The sequence below is a fragment of the Bradyrhizobium sp. 187 genome (genome assembly GCF_023101005.1).
GTDB lineage: Bacteria > Pseudomonadota > Alphaproteobacteria > Rhizobiales > Xanthobacteraceae > Bradyrhizobium > Bradyrhizobium canariense_D.
The window spans coordinates 2,229,377-2,244,217 of record NZ_CP064693.1 but is presented as its reverse complement, the minus strand read 5'-3'; the positions used below and the strand labels follow the sequence as shown (position 1 = coordinate 2,244,217).

At 64.0% G+C, this 14,841-nt stretch carries 14 protein-coding genes; 6 read left to right on the top strand and 8 right to left on the bottom strand.

The features are described from left to right. Positions 1-2 precede the first annotated feature (2 nt). The 4 genes from ccoO to IVB19_RS10620 form a co-directional block, all read right to left on the bottom strand. Positions 3-737, bottom strand: a complete 735-nt coding sequence (gene ccoO / locus IVB19_RS10635; protein WP_018457133.1) for a cytochrome-c oxidase, cbb3-type subunit II — start codon at positions 735-737, stop codon at positions 3-5. A gap of 10 nt (positions 738-747) precedes the next feature. After that, complete coding sequence (gene ccoN / locus IVB19_RS10630; RefSeq protein ID WP_007607681.1) at positions 748-2,397, bottom strand: cytochrome-c oxidase, cbb3-type subunit I; 1,650 nt, start codon at positions 2,395-2,397, stop codon at positions 748-750. A 211-nt stretch (positions 2,398-2,608) separates the two neighbouring features. Continuing rightward, positions 2,609-3,034, bottom strand: a complete 426-nt coding sequence (locus IVB19_RS10625; protein ID WP_018457134.1) for a CBS domain-containing protein — start codon at positions 3,032-3,034, stop codon at positions 2,609-2,611. A gap of 38 nt (positions 3,035-3,072) precedes the next feature. Then, positions 3,073-3,906, bottom strand: a complete 834-nt coding sequence (locus tag IVB19_RS10620; RefSeq protein ID WP_018457135.1) for a universal stress protein — start codon at positions 3,904-3,906, stop codon at positions 3,073-3,075. A gap of 205 nt (positions 3,907-4,111) precedes the next feature. On the opposite strand from IVB19_RS10620, the gene fixL reads away from it, so the two are divergent. From fixL to IVB19_RS10600, 4 genes are all read left to right on the top strand, one after another. Further along, complete coding sequence (fixL, locus tag IVB19_RS10615; protein WP_247821383.1) at positions 4,112-5,629, top strand: sensor protein FixL; 1,518 nt, start codon at positions 4,112-4,114, stop codon at positions 5,627-5,629. 3 nt (positions 5,630-5,632) lie between these two features. Beyond that, a complete protein-coding gene (gene fixJ, locus IVB19_RS10610; protein ID WP_018457137.1) occupies positions 5,633-6,250 on the top strand; it encodes a response regulator FixJ in 618 nt (205 codons plus the stop codon). A gap of 59 nt (positions 6,251-6,309) precedes the next feature. Next, positions 6,310-6,732 carry a response regulator gene (locus IVB19_RS10605; RefSeq protein WP_018457138.1) on the top strand — a complete coding sequence of 141 codons (423 nt, stop codon included), beginning with the start codon at positions 6,310-6,312 and terminating at the stop codon, positions 6,730-6,732. A 103-nt stretch (positions 6,733-6,835) separates the two neighbouring features. Then, entirely contained in the window at positions 6,836-7,534 is a 699-nt protein-coding gene (locus IVB19_RS10600; protein WP_026233309.1) for a helix-turn-helix domain-containing protein, read from the top strand. Positions 7,535-7,571: 37 nt separating this feature from the next. On the opposite strand, the gene IVB19_RS10595 is transcribed toward IVB19_RS10600, so the two are convergent. The 4 genes from IVB19_RS10595 to IVB19_RS10580 are packed head-to-tail and all read right to left on the bottom strand — an operon-like array spanning position 7,572 to position 13,477. Continuing rightward, positions 7,572-8,885: an MFS transporter gene (locus IVB19_RS10595; protein ID WP_166517750.1), complete on the bottom strand. Its 1,314-nt coding sequence runs from the start codon at positions 8,883-8,885 to the stop codon at positions 7,572-7,574. A gap of 23 nt (positions 8,886-8,908) precedes the next feature. Continuing rightward, a complete protein-coding gene (locus IVB19_RS10590) occupies positions 8,909-9,430 on the bottom strand; it encodes a PRC-barrel domain-containing protein (RefSeq protein ID WP_026233310.1) in 522 nt (173 codons plus the stop codon). 22 nt (positions 9,431-9,452) lie between these two features. Continuing rightward, a complete protein-coding gene (locus IVB19_RS10585) occupies positions 9,453-11,657 on the bottom strand; it encodes an amylo-alpha-1,6-glucosidase (protein WP_026233311.1) in 2,205 nt (734 codons plus the stop codon). A 56-nt stretch (positions 11,658-11,713) separates the two neighbouring features. Beyond that, positions 11,714-13,477 (bottom strand): ABC transporter ATP-binding protein, encoded by a 1,764-nt coding sequence (locus IVB19_RS10580; protein ID WP_026233312.1) that lies wholly within the window; start codon positions 13,475-13,477, stop codon positions 11,714-11,716. On the opposite strand from IVB19_RS10580, the gene IVB19_RS10575 reads away from it, so the two are divergent. Beyond that, the gene (locus IVB19_RS10575) at positions 13,400-13,645 is read left to right on the top strand and encodes a hypothetical protein (RefSeq protein WP_018457144.1); all 246 of its coding nucleotides are present in this window, start codon (positions 13,400-13,402) and stop codon (positions 13,643-13,645) included. The genes IVB19_RS10580 and IVB19_RS10575 overlap by 78 nt on opposite strands. Before the next feature lie 110 nt (positions 13,646-13,755). Further along, positions 13,756-14,826, top strand: a complete 1,071-nt coding sequence (locus tag IVB19_RS10570; protein ID WP_018457145.1) for a glycosyltransferase family 4 protein — start codon at positions 13,756-13,758, stop codon at positions 14,824-14,826. Positions 14,827-14,841 lie beyond the last annotated feature (15 nt).

Genomic DNA, 14,841 nt, shown 5'->3' with positions numbered 1-14,841 from the left:
TCTCAGCGAAGATTGGCTTTCTCGTTGTAGATCTTGAAATCGACCAGCGTGCCTAGCATCTGGAGATAGGCGATCAGCGCGTCCATCTCGGTCGGCGTGCCGGCCTTGCCGTCGAAGTTGCGCACCACGGCCTTGGCGTAGCGCTTGGTGAAAGCGTCGGAGTCGGCATTGTCAGGATCGGCCTGGGCCTTCATGTCGGCGCCCGCATTGGCGATCTGGTCGTCGGTGTAGGGCGTGCCGACGGTCCGCAGCGTGCGCATGTGGTCGGCGATCGTGTCCGGATCGACCTCGGTCTGGCTGAGGAACGGATAGCCTGGCATCACCGACTGCGGCACGATCGCGCGCGGATTGGCCAGATGGGTCACATGCCAGTCGTCGGAATATTTGGCGCCGACGCGGGCAAGGTCGGGACCGGTGCGCTTCGAGCCCCACTGGAACGGATGGTCGTACATGCTCTCGGCGGCCAACGAGAAATGTCCGTAGCGCTCGACCTCGTCGCGCAAGGGCCGGATCATCTGCGAATGGCAGAGATAGCAGCCCTCGCGGATGTAGACGTTGCGCCCGGCGAGCTCCAGCGGCGTATACGGCCTGATCCCGTCGACCGCCTCGATCGTGCTCTTGAGGTAGAACAGCGGGGTGATCTCGACGAGACCGCCGATCGCGATCACCAGCAGGATGCCGACGATGAGGATGATCGAGTTCTTTTCGAAGATTTGGTGGCGTGTCCAGAACGACATGGAAGACTCCTCATTCCGCCGGCTGAAGAGCGACGGGCATCTGGACTTCCTGTTCGCCGACGCGAACCGTCATCCAGAGATTATAGGCCATGATCAGCGCGCCGATCAGGAACAGCCCGCCGCCGGCGGCGCGGATGATGTAGAAGGGATGCATCGCCTCGACGGTCTCGATGAAGGAATATTCGAGGAAGCCGAGCGAGGTGTAGGCGCGCCACATCAGGCCCTGGAGGATGCCGGACACCCACATCGCCGAGATGTAGAGGACGATGCCAAGCGTCGCGATCCAGAAGTGCCAGTTAACGAGCTTGAGGCTGTAGAGGCCCTTCCGATTCCAGATCCAGGGCACGAGGCAGTAGAGCGCGCCGAAGGAGACGAAACCAACCCAGCCGAGCGCGCCGGAGTGCACGTGGCCGATGGTCCAGTCGGTGTAGTGGCTGAGCGAGTTGACCACCTTGATCGACATCATCGGGCCTTCGAAGGTCGACATGCCGTAGAAGGCGACGGAGACCACGAGCATGCGCAGCACGGGATCGGTGCGCAGCTTGTCCCAGGCGCCCGACAGCGTCATCAGGCCGTTGATCATGCCGCCCCAGGACGGCATCCACAGCATGATGGAGAAGGTCATGCCGAGCGTCTGGGTCCAGTCCGGCAGCGCCGTGTAGTGCAGATGGTGTGGGCCGGCCCAGATGTACAGGAAGATCAGCGCCCAGAAGTGGATGATCGAGAGACGGTAGGAATAGATCGGCCGCTCGGCCCGCTTCGGGATGAAGTAATACATGATGGCGAGGAAGCCGGCGGTCAGGAAGAAGCCGACCGCGTTGTGGCCGTACCACCACTGGAACATGGCATCCTGGATGCCGCCCCAGGCGATGTAGGATTTCGAGCCGAACACCGAGACCGGCAGCGCCGGGTTGTTGCCGAGATGCAAGACCGCGATCGTCACGATGAAGGCGAGATAGAACCAGTTCGCGACAAAGATGTGCGGCTCCTTGCGCTTGATGATCGTGGCAAGGAAGACCAGCAGATAGGTGACCCAGACGATGGTCAGCCACAGATCGGCGTACCATTCCGGCTCGGCATATTCCTTCGACTGGGTGACGCCGAGCAGATAGCCGGTGCCGGCGATCAGGATGAAGAAATTGTAGCCTACGACGACGAACCAGGGCGCGAGATCGCCTGCAAGGCGCACGCGGCAGCTCTTCTGGACGACGTAGAACGACGTCGCGATCAGGACGTTGCCGCCGAAGGCGAAGATCACTGCGGACGTGTGCAGCGGACGCAGGCGGCCGAAGCTGGTCCAGGGCAGATCGAAGTTCAGCGCCGGCCACGCCAGTTGCGAGGCGATGATGAGGCCGACGAGAAAGCCGGCAATGCCCCAGAACATCGCCATGACGGAGGAGAACTTGATCGGCCCCATGTTGTAGTTGGGCCGGCCGTTGATCTCCGCAGGCGGCAGCGCCGCCGGTCGGTCGAGGTAACGGTTGATGATGCAGAAGACCGCGGCGAGGCTCGCCGCCGCGCTCAGCGCGGCATGGAAGGCGAAGGGCGCATCGAGCGCCTTGGCCGAGGCAATCACGCAGAGGAAGGCGGTGACCGCGAACACGACAGCCAGGCCGCTTTCACCTGACGTCATGGACTTGGAGATGGAGGGCTGGCTCATGCGGACTCTCTCTGAAAGAACACAGGGCCAGAAACCACATTCGCCCTCGCGGGGAATTGATTGAAATCAAGCTATGTGGATTTCTGTTAATGTGAGACCGATGTAGATCGCAGAGCGATATCAGTCGCTTGGGCACCGCAGAGCATAAACGGGCAGCCCACCGCCTGCGTGACATGGCGGAGTCGAGAATTGCGAATCTGCAGCCGCCTCCTCAGTCGCGTGCCGTCGCCTTGAGCGCCGCGATGACGTCCTCGCGCGCGACGATTCCGATCAGCTTCTGCGCGCCGTCGAGCACCATGATGCTCCTGATGCGGTGCTCGACCATGATCTGGAGCACGCGCGTCAGCCGCGTGTCGGGGCTGACATAGATAAAGTCGGGCGTCATGACGTCGCCGATTTTGCGGGTCATCAGGTCGTGGTAGCGCGGCAGCATCTGGCTCGGCGTGAAGGCGAAGCACTTCAGGATGTCGAACTTGGTGACGATGCCGACGACCTGTCCGTCGTCCTCGACCGGATAGGAATTGAAATCATCGCGCTCGAACATCTCGCTCAGCGCGAGCAGGTCGAGGTCGCGCCTCACTGTCCTGACGTCCTGCGTCATGTAGCTTTCGACGGTCTGTTCAAGGAATCTGTACACGGCGCGTCCTCTTTGATTGGTCTTGTATCGCTCCAGCGTCAGTGCGACAGCAGCACGCAGCGGGCAGATTGAGTGACCAGATATTGGGTGACGCCGCCGAGGATCAGTTCGCGGAAGCGCGAATGACCGTAGGCACCGGCGACGATCATGCTGGCGCCGACGTCGCCGGCAATTTTCTCCAGTTGCCCGGCGACGGTTTCGTTCCGGGCCGCTTCGGAAACGCGCGTGATCGCGGTCACGCCGTGGCGGGCAAGCCACGCCGTCACGTCGGTCGCGCCAGCGACCGCGGCAGTGCGGTCGTCGTCACCTTCGGGAATTGCGAGGACGGTGACATCCCTGGCCTTGCGCAGTAATGGTAGCGCATCGGCGAGCGCCCGCCGCGCTTCCGGCGTATCCTTCCACGCCACCAGGACGCTGCGCAGATCGAGCCAGTTGACCCCGTCAGGCACGACCAGGATCGGTCGGCCGGCCTGCATCACCAGATCCTTTGGGCTCGCGAGCGCGAAGGCGTCGGAGAAGGCCGGGCTCTGCCCGCCAGCGACGACGATGTCGGCGCAACGTGCCTGAGCGAACGTAAAGCGCGCCGGGAAATCCATGGCGCTGCGCCATTCCACATGCCCGCCGCGATTCCTGATCGCGGCGCGGAATTGCGCCTCGAGCCTGCCCAGGCGTCGCTTGACCGAGGCTTCTCCCTCATCGATCAGTCCCTGCGCTGCGGCGCCATCGCTGAAGTAGAGCGGCGGGGCGAACTGCGCCGCAGCAACGCCGATGATCGACGCCTCAAATCGTTCGGCAAGCTCGCCCGCGACCTGAAGCCGCGCCTCGTTGGGCTGATCGAGCGCCAGGCTGACCATCACGGTCGCGTATGTCATCGGAGTCTCCGGGGCAATGAGCTTTGATCAGATCGTAAGCCCACCGCCGCCGGGGCAGGATGAGATAGATCAAAACCTTGGATCACCGCGACGGCCGGAAATCTGCCGATGGTATAAGACATCGGAACTTGCCTCTCGCCCCTCCTTGGGTACATTGCCAACGGTAACGCTGTGCGGTTCCCCGCATCAGAATGGGAGTGATCGTTTGGCGCCGACCCGCGTGATTCATCCGCAAGATGACGGCCGGGGCGAACATTTCCGCGTTCGAATCGAAGGATTTGGCGTCGGGACCTGGGACCTCGATCTCAAGACACTGGAGTTGGAGTGGTCGGAGACGGCCAGGATCCTGTTCGGAATCGAATCTGGCCAATCGGTGAGTTACGCGCTGTTCCTGTCCCAGCTGGAGCCGAACGACCGCGAGCGGATCGAGAGTGCGATCCGACACGTCTCCGAACGGGGCGGCAGCTTCGACGTGTCGTTCAGGGTCGCGGGGGCGTTGGGCAGAGCGCAGTGGATCCGTGCGCGCGCGGGGCTGATTCGGGACGACGCCGGCGCCGCCCGACATCTCAGCGGCATCTTTCTTGACGTCGATGAAGAGAAGCAGGTCGAGGAAACCCTGCGCACGCGCGAGAGTCACCTCCGCTCGATCCTCCAGACGATTCCAGACGCCATGATCGTCATCGACGGCCACGGCGTCATCCAGCTCTTCAGCGCGGCGGCCGAGCGCCTGTTCGGCTGGGCCGAGTCGGAGGCGATCGGCCAGAACGTCCGCATCCTGATGCCGGAGCCCGACAGCTCACGTCACGACGGCTACATCGCGCGCTACCGGACCACCAGCGACCCACACATCATCGGCATCGGCCGCATCGTGACCGGCAAGCGCCGCGACGGCACGACCTTTCCGATGCACCTGTCGATCGGCGAGATGCAGTCGGGCGGCGAGCCCTATTTCACCGGTTTCGTCCGCGATCTGACCGAGCATCAGAAAACCCAGGCGCGGCTCCAGGAACTGCAGTCCGAACTTGTCCACGTCTCGCGGCTGAGCGCGATGGGCGAAATGGCGTCCGCGCTCGCTCACGAGCTCAACCAGCCGCTGGCAGCGATCAGCAGCTACATGAAGGGGTCGCGGCGGCTCCTCGCCGGAAGCCAGGATCCGAATACGCCGAAGATCGAGAGCGCGCTGGACCGCGCCGCCGAGCAGGCGCTGCGCGCCGGCCAGATCATCCGCCGCTTGCGCGACTTCGTCTCCCGCGGCGAATCGGAGAAAAGGGTCGAGAGCCTGTCCAAGCTGATCGAGGAGGCCGGCGCGCTCGGGCTCGCCGGCGCGCGCGAGCAGGACGTGCAGCTTCGGTTCAGCCTCAATCCAAATGCCGATCTCGTGCTCGCCGACCGGGTGCAAATCCAGCAGGTGCTGGTCAACCTCTTCCGCAACGCGCTGGAAGCGATGGCGAAGTCGCCACGGCGCGAGCTCGTCGTCACCAACACCCGCGCCGCCGACGACATGATCGAGATCGAGGTCTCCGACTCCGGCTCCGGCTTCCAGGACGACGTCATGCCAAACCTGTTTCAGACTTTCTTCACCACCAAAGACACCGGCATGGGCGTGGGACTGTCCATCAGCCGCTCGATCATCGAGGCTCACGGCGGCCGGATGTGGGCCGAGAGCAATGCATCGGGTGGGGCGACATTCCGCTTCACCTTGCCGGCAGCTGACGAGAACTGATCCATGACGACCAAGGGAACCATCTACGTCATTGACGACGACGAGGCGATGCGGGATTCGCTGAACTTCCTGCTGGATTCAGCCGGCTTCGGCGTCACACTGTTCGACAACGCGCAGAGTTTTCTCGATGCCCTGCCCGGCCTCGCCTTCGGCTGCGTCGTCTCCGACGTGCGGATGCCCGGCATCGATGGGATCGAGCTTCTGAAGCGCCTGAAGGCGCAGCGCAGCCGGTTTCCGATCCTGATCATGACCGGTCATGGCGACGTGCCGCTCGCGGTCGAGGCGATGAAGCTCGGTGCGATGGATTTCCTGGAAAAGCCGTTCGAGGATGACCGCCTCGTCGCCATGATCGAATCCGCGATCCGCGAGGGCGAGCCGGCCGCCAGGAACGAGGCCATGGGCCAGGACGTCGCCGCTCGCGTCGCGTCCCTGAGCCCCAGAGAACGACAGGTCATGGAGGGGCTGATCGCGGGCCTCTCCAACAAGCTGATCGCTCGCGAGTACGACATCAGCCCGCGCACCATCGAGGTCTACCGGGCCAACGTAATGACCAAGATGCAGGCCAACAGCCTGTCGGAGCTGGTCCGGCTAGCGATGCGCGCCGGAATGCTCAATGATTGAAGTCAACAGGAGTTGAGGCAAGTCAAAACCCTCCGCTCGCCCTGTGCTACCAGATCGGAATGATTGCGATCAGCTCCCATCCCGAGCGGCTCCAGATGTCGTCACCCGCAAAGCCAACTGTCTATGTGGTCGACGACGATGCCGCTGTGCTTGGCTCGCTGAGGTTTTTGCTGGAAACCGACGGTTTTGCCGTACGGACCTTCAGGAACGCCACGGCGCTGCTCAATGCGGCGCGCCCGTCCGGTGCAGACTGTTACGTGATCGACTACAAAATGCCTGACATTAACGGCATCGAGCTGGCCGGGCGACTGCGCCAGTCCGAGGGCGATACCCCCGTGATCCTGATCACCGGCTATCCCGACTCGAATATCTCGGCCCGGGCGGCGGCCGCGGGCGTGAATGAAGTGATTCTGAAGCCGCTTCTGGACGAAAACCTGGTCAAACGCATTCGCCACGCCATCCAGAACCGGGTCCATAGCTGACCTACGGGATTCTACGTAAGGCAATCTCCTTAAGATATCTCGCGAAATTTTCGAGGCACCCGATACCGCGTACCTAAGCGTCATCACAACGGAGATGGCGCAGATGCTGACCCAGACCTTCAACGCCCCGGCGATCAAGACCCAGATCGGCGGCAAGATCGCACCCGCCCATCCCGTCTCCGACCAGTTCGGTGCGATCGCCGGCCATGTCGGCCTCGTTGCCACCGAGTTCTCCTACCGCAAGGAAGAGGAAATCTATGGCGAGGACGAGTCGGCCGAGTATGTCTATCAGGTCGTCACCGGCGCCGTGCGCAGCTACAAGCTTCTCTCCGACGGCCGCCGCCAGATCGGCTCCTTCCACCTTCCCGGCGACGTGTTCGGGCTCGAATCCGGCACCACCCACCGCCTTGCTGCTGAAGCTATCATCGACACCACTGTGCGCCTCGTGAAGCGCGCGAGCCTCGAGAAGGCCGCAGCCACCGACGTCCAGGTCGCCCGCAAGCTTTGGGCGATGACCGCCGGTGAGCTTCGCCACGCCGAGGACCACATGCTGCTGCTGGGCCGCAAGACCGCGATGGAGCGCGTCGCAACCTTCCTGCTCGAAATGGACCGCCGCCTCGCGGTTGCAGGCATGATGGCGCTGCCGATGTGCCGCCGCGACATCGGCGACTATCTCGGTCTCACGCTCGAGACCGTCTCGCGCGCGCTGTCGCAGCTTCACGCCCAGGGCATTCTCGGCTTCTCCGGCGCCCGCCATATCGTGCTGCGCAACCGCGCACGCCTGCACAATCTCGACGCCTGATCTCCCCTCTCCCACCCCTCATGGCCGGCTGATTGATTCAGCCGGCCATTTCTTTTGCTGCGATCATGCCCTTGCGCCGCGTCTCCGGCATGACAAGCAGAATAAGCAGAAGTCCCGTCGCCGCGACGCCGGACAGTCCGGTGAACGCCATGGCATTGCCGAATTTATCGCTGACATAGCCGCCAAGCGCGGTGCTCAGCGACGCGCCGATGCCCATTGCCGTGCCGACAATGCCCTGCGCGAGGTTGAAATGGCCGCTGCCGAAGGCGACGTCGGCCACGATCAGCGGGATCATCACCGCGAACACCGCCGCTGTGAGGCCGTCGAACACCTGCACCAGCACCAGCAGATACGGATCGCGCACTGTCGCGAACAGCAGACCGCGAATCGTCAGCGCCGCGAATCCGATCAGCAGCAGCGGCCTGCGGCCCCATACTTGCGCCTTGCGCCCGACGCTCGGCGACAGCAGCGCCACGATCGCCTGCGGCACGACAATGCAAAAAGCGACGAGCACCGTCGCCCACTCGCTCGATCGCGCTGTCACCGCGCTTGCCATCAGCGGCATCATCGAGGCGTTCGCGAGCTGCAACAAGAGCACGCTGAGCGCAAAGACAATGAGCGGCCGCTGCCGGATCAGATGCCAGATATTGGTGTCGCCGCGATCCTCCGCCTCGCGCGGCATCTCGCCGTGACAGCGCGCGATGTCGACCTCATGCTCGCGGATGCGAGAGAGTGCGATCAAGGTGGGGATTGCGAGCAGAAAGGTGACCAGGAATACCGAGCGGCTCGACAGCAGATAGCCGGCCGTTCCCATCACCGCGGCCGCAACGCCGTTGCCAAGCGAAGCAAAGCGCGCGTTGCGGCCGAGACGCTCGCCGATCGCGAGCGGGCCGACCAGACCGAGGCTGATCGCCGCGATCGCCGGTCCGAGCACGCAGCTCGCAGCCGCGTGCAGGGTGGCCGCAGCCACCACCACGGGGAAGACTGGCATCGCCGCATAGGCGAGCGCGCAGCAGCCGATGGTGGCGATGGCGAGGCCTGCGACCAGCCGTTCGGATTTGGCGGCATCGATGATGGCGCCGCCTGGCATCTGGCCGATCAGGGCAACGATGCCGCCGATCGACAGCACGAGGCCGATCTCGACCTGGGTCCATTTCTGGGTCGTCAGATAAACTGCGATGAACGGCCCGAATCCGGTCTGCACGTCGGCGAGGAAGAAGATGAACCAGTCGAGGCCACGCAGGCTTTGGCGCGACGGCGCCGGAATGCCGGCAGGCGACGGCGCCGAGAATTTATCCTGCTCAACGCGGCCCTCGCGGTCTGCATCATTCGGCTTCCTCGACAACAGCACCGGCGGCCATCCCTCCCCGCGCCTCACTGAACGGCTTGCAGCGGCTGCAGGCTGCCGGACGCGCCGAGTACCACCATCGGCGTGTCCTCCTTGTATTCCGGCGCGGCTGCGACCTGTGCCTTGGTCAATTCCAGCGTGATGCTGTCCTTCTTGTTGGTGATCTTGCCGAATCGGAGCGCGTTCCAGTCCACCACGATCTTGCGGCTGCCGACGCCGAGGAAGCCGCCGAAATCGATCACGGCGGCGCGCACGTGCCCGCTCCGATCGACGATGACGTCGACGATGCGGCCCATGTCTTCGTTCGCCGCGCTGAGCACGTCACGGCCAAGCACACCGTGCGCATCGCTCGCGCCGATGATCGTGACCGACGGCGGTGGCGCGGCATTCTTTGGCGTGACGGGGACCGATGACGCCGGCGGCTGCGCCGTCGGCGGTGCATTCGCTTCCGTCGAGGGTGCGGGCGACTCCTCCGCGGCGCGTGACACGGCGAGAGTCGTTCCGCAGACGATCACGACGCCCAGAGCCAACCATCCGGCGGTACGCATGCACCCTCCTTCCGGCGCGCCGCTAGCGCGCCAGCACGATCGAGACCTGAATCTGGCCACGCGTGCGCAACACCTCCAGCGCCACGTCGTCGCCATGGCGGCTGACGCGCAGGTCCACGCTGGACTCGCCCAGACGCAGATCGCGCAAGATCACCTCGTGCAGGAACGCCGGCAGATGCGGATTGCGCAGCCGGATCTCGCCGCGCGCCACGTCGAACTCGATGCCCAGCGCCGCCTCCAATAGCGTGAACGCCGTTGCGCTGGCCCAGGCCTGCGGCGCGCAGGCGACCGGATAGAGCGTCGGGCCGCGCCGCTTTTCGCGCCGGAAACCGCAGAACAATTCGGGCAACCGGCGCAGGTCCATGTAGGTCGCGGCGTCGAACAATCCCTTGAAGACATGCGCGACCGAATGCTTGAGCCCATAACGCGCGAGCCCGAGCGCGATCAGCGCATTGTCGTGCGGCCAGATCGACCCGTCATGATAGGACATCGGATTGTAACGCACCTCGCCTTGCGCGACGGTGCGGATGCCCCAGCCCGAGAAGAAATGCGGCCGCATCAAATCGGCGGCGACGAGGCGCGCGCGGTCCTCGCGGATCATGCCGCTGAACAGGACCTGGCCGGCGTTGGAGGTCCGCACCTTGCAGGGCCGCTTCTTGCCGTCGAGCGCAAGCGCATAGGTACCGAGCTCCTCGCACCAGAACGCGGCCTCGAAACGCTCGGCCAGCGTCTTGGCCTCGGCCTCGAGCTTCTTGGCGAGATCAGGCTTGCCCAGGCGGAGCGCGCAGCGCGCGGCGAGCCGCTTGGCCGCAAAGACGTAACCTTGCACTTCGGCCAGCGCGAGATTGCCTTCCGCGAGCTGGCCATCAGCATGGAAGATCGCGTCGTAGGAATCCTTCCAGCCCTGGTTGGCGAGGCCCTTTTCCGTGGCGCGCTGATATTCGACGAAGCCGTCCTTGTCGGGATCACCGGGGCCGTCGATCCAGGCCAGCCCCGCCTCGATCGCCGGCCACAGCTCGGTCAATGTCGCCTCGTCGCCGGTGCGTTCGAAATAGCTTCCTGCCAGCAGGACGAACAAGGCCGTGGAATCGACGCTGCCGTAATATTGCGCGAACGGTACCTCCCGCAGCGCCGCCATCTCGCCGCCGCGCATCTCATGCAGGATCTTGCCCGGCGCGGCATCGGCGAGCGGGTCGACCGCCTTGGCTTGGAAATGGGCGAGCCGCCGCAGCACGCCCTTGGCGATTCGCGGATCGACCCACAGCATCTGCAACGCGGTGATCAGCCCGTCACGGCCGAACGTCGTCGAGTACCAGGGAATTCCTGCATAGGGATAGCGGCCCTGCGGCGTCTCCGTCATCAGCATGTTGAGGTCGGCCATGGCCTGGCACAGCACCTCGTTGAAGATGTTGTTGGAGGTCTCGATGCTGGCCGCCCCCATCGTCGATTGCCGCATCTCGCGGCGATGGGCGAGCAGGCTCCTGAAAAAGCGCGCCGGCTTCTCCGCGACCGGCCGGTTGCAGGACACGGCCACGAACAAGGATTTCGACTCATGCGGGTCGAGTTCGAGCTGCCAGGTCGCGGCATTCACCGACAACTTGGTTGGGCGCGGGTCGAAATGCAGGCCCGTGGTGCGCTCGGCGTCATCGAGACCGCGGTAATCGAACAGCACGTCGGTCGGTCCCAACAGCCGGCTCGAGCCGATGCCGCGGCGCGGGCGCCGTTCGCCGCGGACCTCGAACAGATCGGCGAAATCGTTGTCGAACAGCAGCGTCAGCGCAAAGCCGGCTGGGCGGTCGCCGTGGTTCTGCACGCCGATGCGCTGATACGCGGTGCCGCGCCACAGGAAGATCGTGCGCACGATGTGCAGCAGGTCCTTTTGCAGCACGAGGCTGCCCTGCCGGTAGATGTCCGGATTGGTGAGATCGACGGTCAGGGCTGAGTTGTCGTCGCGCAGGTTCGAGCCCAGCAGTAACGGCTGGAGATCGTCGAGCACGAGCTCGAGCCTCGCAAGGTAGCGCGTGTCGTGATGAAACAGGCCATCGGGCCCGCCGGCCGAAGCGCCGATGTCACCATGGCTGTCGAGCACGATAAAGGTGTCGTCGTGCTTGAGCGAACGCCGCGGCCGCGCTGACGGTCCCGTCATCGGAATATAGAAAGGCTGCTCCGCGACCTGGTCCACGGTCCGCGTCACAGAGACGAATTGGGTAACGGCTTCAGCCGACATCAGCAGCTCCCCTGCGCTTGTTTCGACACGCAACCGACTCGAACGCGACTATTGGTTTACGCGGCGGCTTGGGCGAGCCGGCTCATTTCCTGCGTGACCAGCTCACGATAGGGCCCGTGGCCCTGCATCAGACGCTCGGGCGACCCGTCCTCGATGATCTTACCACCCCTCAACACGACCACGCGATCGAAATTGCGCAGGGTCGCGAGGCGATGCGCGATCGCGATGACCGTCCGGCCGCGCATCAGCCGCGACAACGCCTCGCGGATCGCCTCCTCGGATTCGCTGTCGAGCGCGGCGGTCGCCTCGTCCAGCAGCAGGATCGGCGCGTCCTTCAGGAAGGCGCGCGCGATTGCGATGCGCTGGCGCTGGCCGCCGGACATCTTGACGCCGCGGTCGCCGACCATGGTGTCGAGACCACCAGGCAGACTCTCGACGAAATCGCAGCGCGCCGCAATGGCTGCGCGCAGCACCTCGTCGTCGGTCGCGTTCGGGCGACCATAGCGGATATTCTCGCGAATCGAGCGGTGGAACAAGGAAATGTCCTGCGGCACGACCGAGATGGCCTCGCGCAGGCTCAGCTGCGTCACCTTGGAAATGTCCTGGCCGTCGATGGTGATACTTCCCTCGTCGGTATCGTAGAAGCGCTGGAGCAGCGTGAACAGCGTCGACTTGCCGCCGCCGGACTGGCCGACCAGGCCGACGCGCTGGCCGGGTTGCAGCCGCAGGCTGAAGCGCTCGAAGATCTTTTCGCCGCCGGGATAGCCGAAGGTGACATTGTTGAACGCGATCGCGGCGCCGCTCTTCACCAGCGGCTCGGCCTCGGGGTGGTCGCGCAATTCATGCGGCACCAGCAATGTGGCGATCGCCTCGGTCAGCCGCGCAACGTGCTGGGTGACGTCGACCAGCGCCACCGCGAGATCGCGCGTCGCGTTCAGTATGGAGAGACCGAGGGTGCAGACCAGCACGACGTCGCCGGTCGTTGCCCTGCCATCCTGCCAGAGCATGATCGCCCATGCCATCAGGGCGATCGTGAGCACGACTGTGACGCCGGCATGGATAAGCCGCAGCTTCTCCAGATAGCGCAGGCTGCGGCCGCGCGCGGTGAGCTCCCGGTTCACGGTCGCGTCGAACCGCTCATGCTCGTGCCCGATGCCGCAGAAGGCGCGCACCAGCGGCATGTTGCTGATGACGTCGATCATCTCGCCGTCGACGACGGCGGCTTTGTCGGCGAAGTCGTCATGCAGCGGTTTCCCTGCGGCCGCAAGGCGGAACATCGCAAGCACCATGCCGCCGGCAATCACCATCAGGCCGAGTGCCATGTAAGGGCTGACGGTTCCAATCAGCGCGATGGCCGCAACTGTTGCGATGCACGGCGGCAACACATTCCAGACGAACATGTTTTCGACCGTGAACACCGCATTGGACGTCGCCGTGATGCGGCTCGTCAGCATGCCGGGCATCCGGTCGGAGAAGTAGCTCGGCGCGTGGCCGGTCAGATGACGAAATATGTCACGGCGTAAATCACCCGTGACACGGACGAAGGTGAAGCTGGCGGTCCAGCTCGCGATCCGCCAAAGGAAATTATCGGCGGCGATCAACGTCATGAGGAAAATGAATGCCAGCCATACGCTCCCACCATGCGAAGCGCCGGCCGACAAGCTGTCGACCAGGGATTTGACGCCATACTGAGTGCCTACTGAGCAGGCAACGGCCGCCACCACAGCGGTCAGGATCACGAGATGCGACGCGAGCCGACGCCGAAGATAGCGCAAAACAAAGGCAAACGGCCGGTGCGCATACCCAGAAAGATGATCCATGTGACTATTGACCCCGTCGTGATGATTCAAACTTTTGTTGTTAGCCGACTGAACATCGACCACTTCGCCTCGGTTCCCGGGCAACGCCATCACGACATGCGGATGCGGGCGTTCTGCGAAGATGTGATGGCAGCATCGCGACAGGCGTCCGACGTGTCGAATAAGTAACGTTCGGAAGGAGGAACTTCGCAAGTGCGGGAACGTTCCCTTGTCTGGCGTGCCGGTGCAGAACAGGCGGGGGCTTTCTACAATCATGATCGCACAGAGGAGATGGTGAGATGCGCATCGCGCAGGTAGCTCCGTTGACGGAGGCTGTTCCACCCAAGCTGTATGGCGGCACCGAGCGGGTGGTGCATTGGTTGACGGAAGAGCTGGTGGCCCTTGGGCACGACGTAACGCTGTTCGCCAGCGGCGATTCGCAGACCTCGGCGAAGCTGGACGCGTTATGGCCCCGGGCGCTCCGCCTCGACGGTTCCGTGCGCGATCCCAATGCGCTGCACATGGTGATGCTGGAGCGGGTGCGGCAGAAATGTGACGACGAGGAGTTCGACTTCCTCCACTTCCATCTCGATTATTATCCGTGGTCGCTGTTCTACCGGCAGCCGACACCGTTCCTGACCACGCTGCACGGCCGGCTCGACCTGCCGGAGCATCAACCGGTCTTCAACACCTTCTCGAAGGTCCCCGTCATCTCGATCTCGAACGCGCAGCGCCGGCCGGTGCCGCAGGCGAACTGGGTGAGGACGATCCACCACGGCCTGCCGGAGAACCTGCTGACGCCGAAGCCGGCGAAACAGGAATACCTCGCCGTGCTTGGCCGCATCGCACCGGAAAAGGGCGTCGACCGCGCCATCAAGATCGCGACGCATTGTGGCATTCCGCTCAAGATCGCCGCCAAGGTTGATCGTGCCGACCAGGATTACTATGACGAGCTGATCCGGCCGATGATCGAGAACAATCCGCTGGTGGAATTCATCGGCGAGATCAGCGATCACGAGAAGTCGGACTTTTTGAGCGGCGCGCTGGGCTTATTGCTCCCGATCGACTGGCCGGAGCCGTTTGGCCTGGTGATGATCGAGGCCATGGCTTGCGGAACGCCGGTCATCGCCTTCAACCGCGGCTCAGTGCCGGAGATCATCGACGAGGGCCTCACCGGCTTCGTCGTCGAGGACGTCCTCAGCGCGGCCGGCGTCGTCGGCCGCCTGCAGCAACTCGACCGCTCCGTCATTCGCAAGCAGTTCGAGACGCGTTTCACGGCGCGTCGCATGGCGCTGGATTATCTCGCGGCCTATCGCAGCCTCGGCGAGGAACAGGCGCCGCGGATCAAGCTGGTGAGCAGCGCGGAGTAGCCACTGTCATGCCCC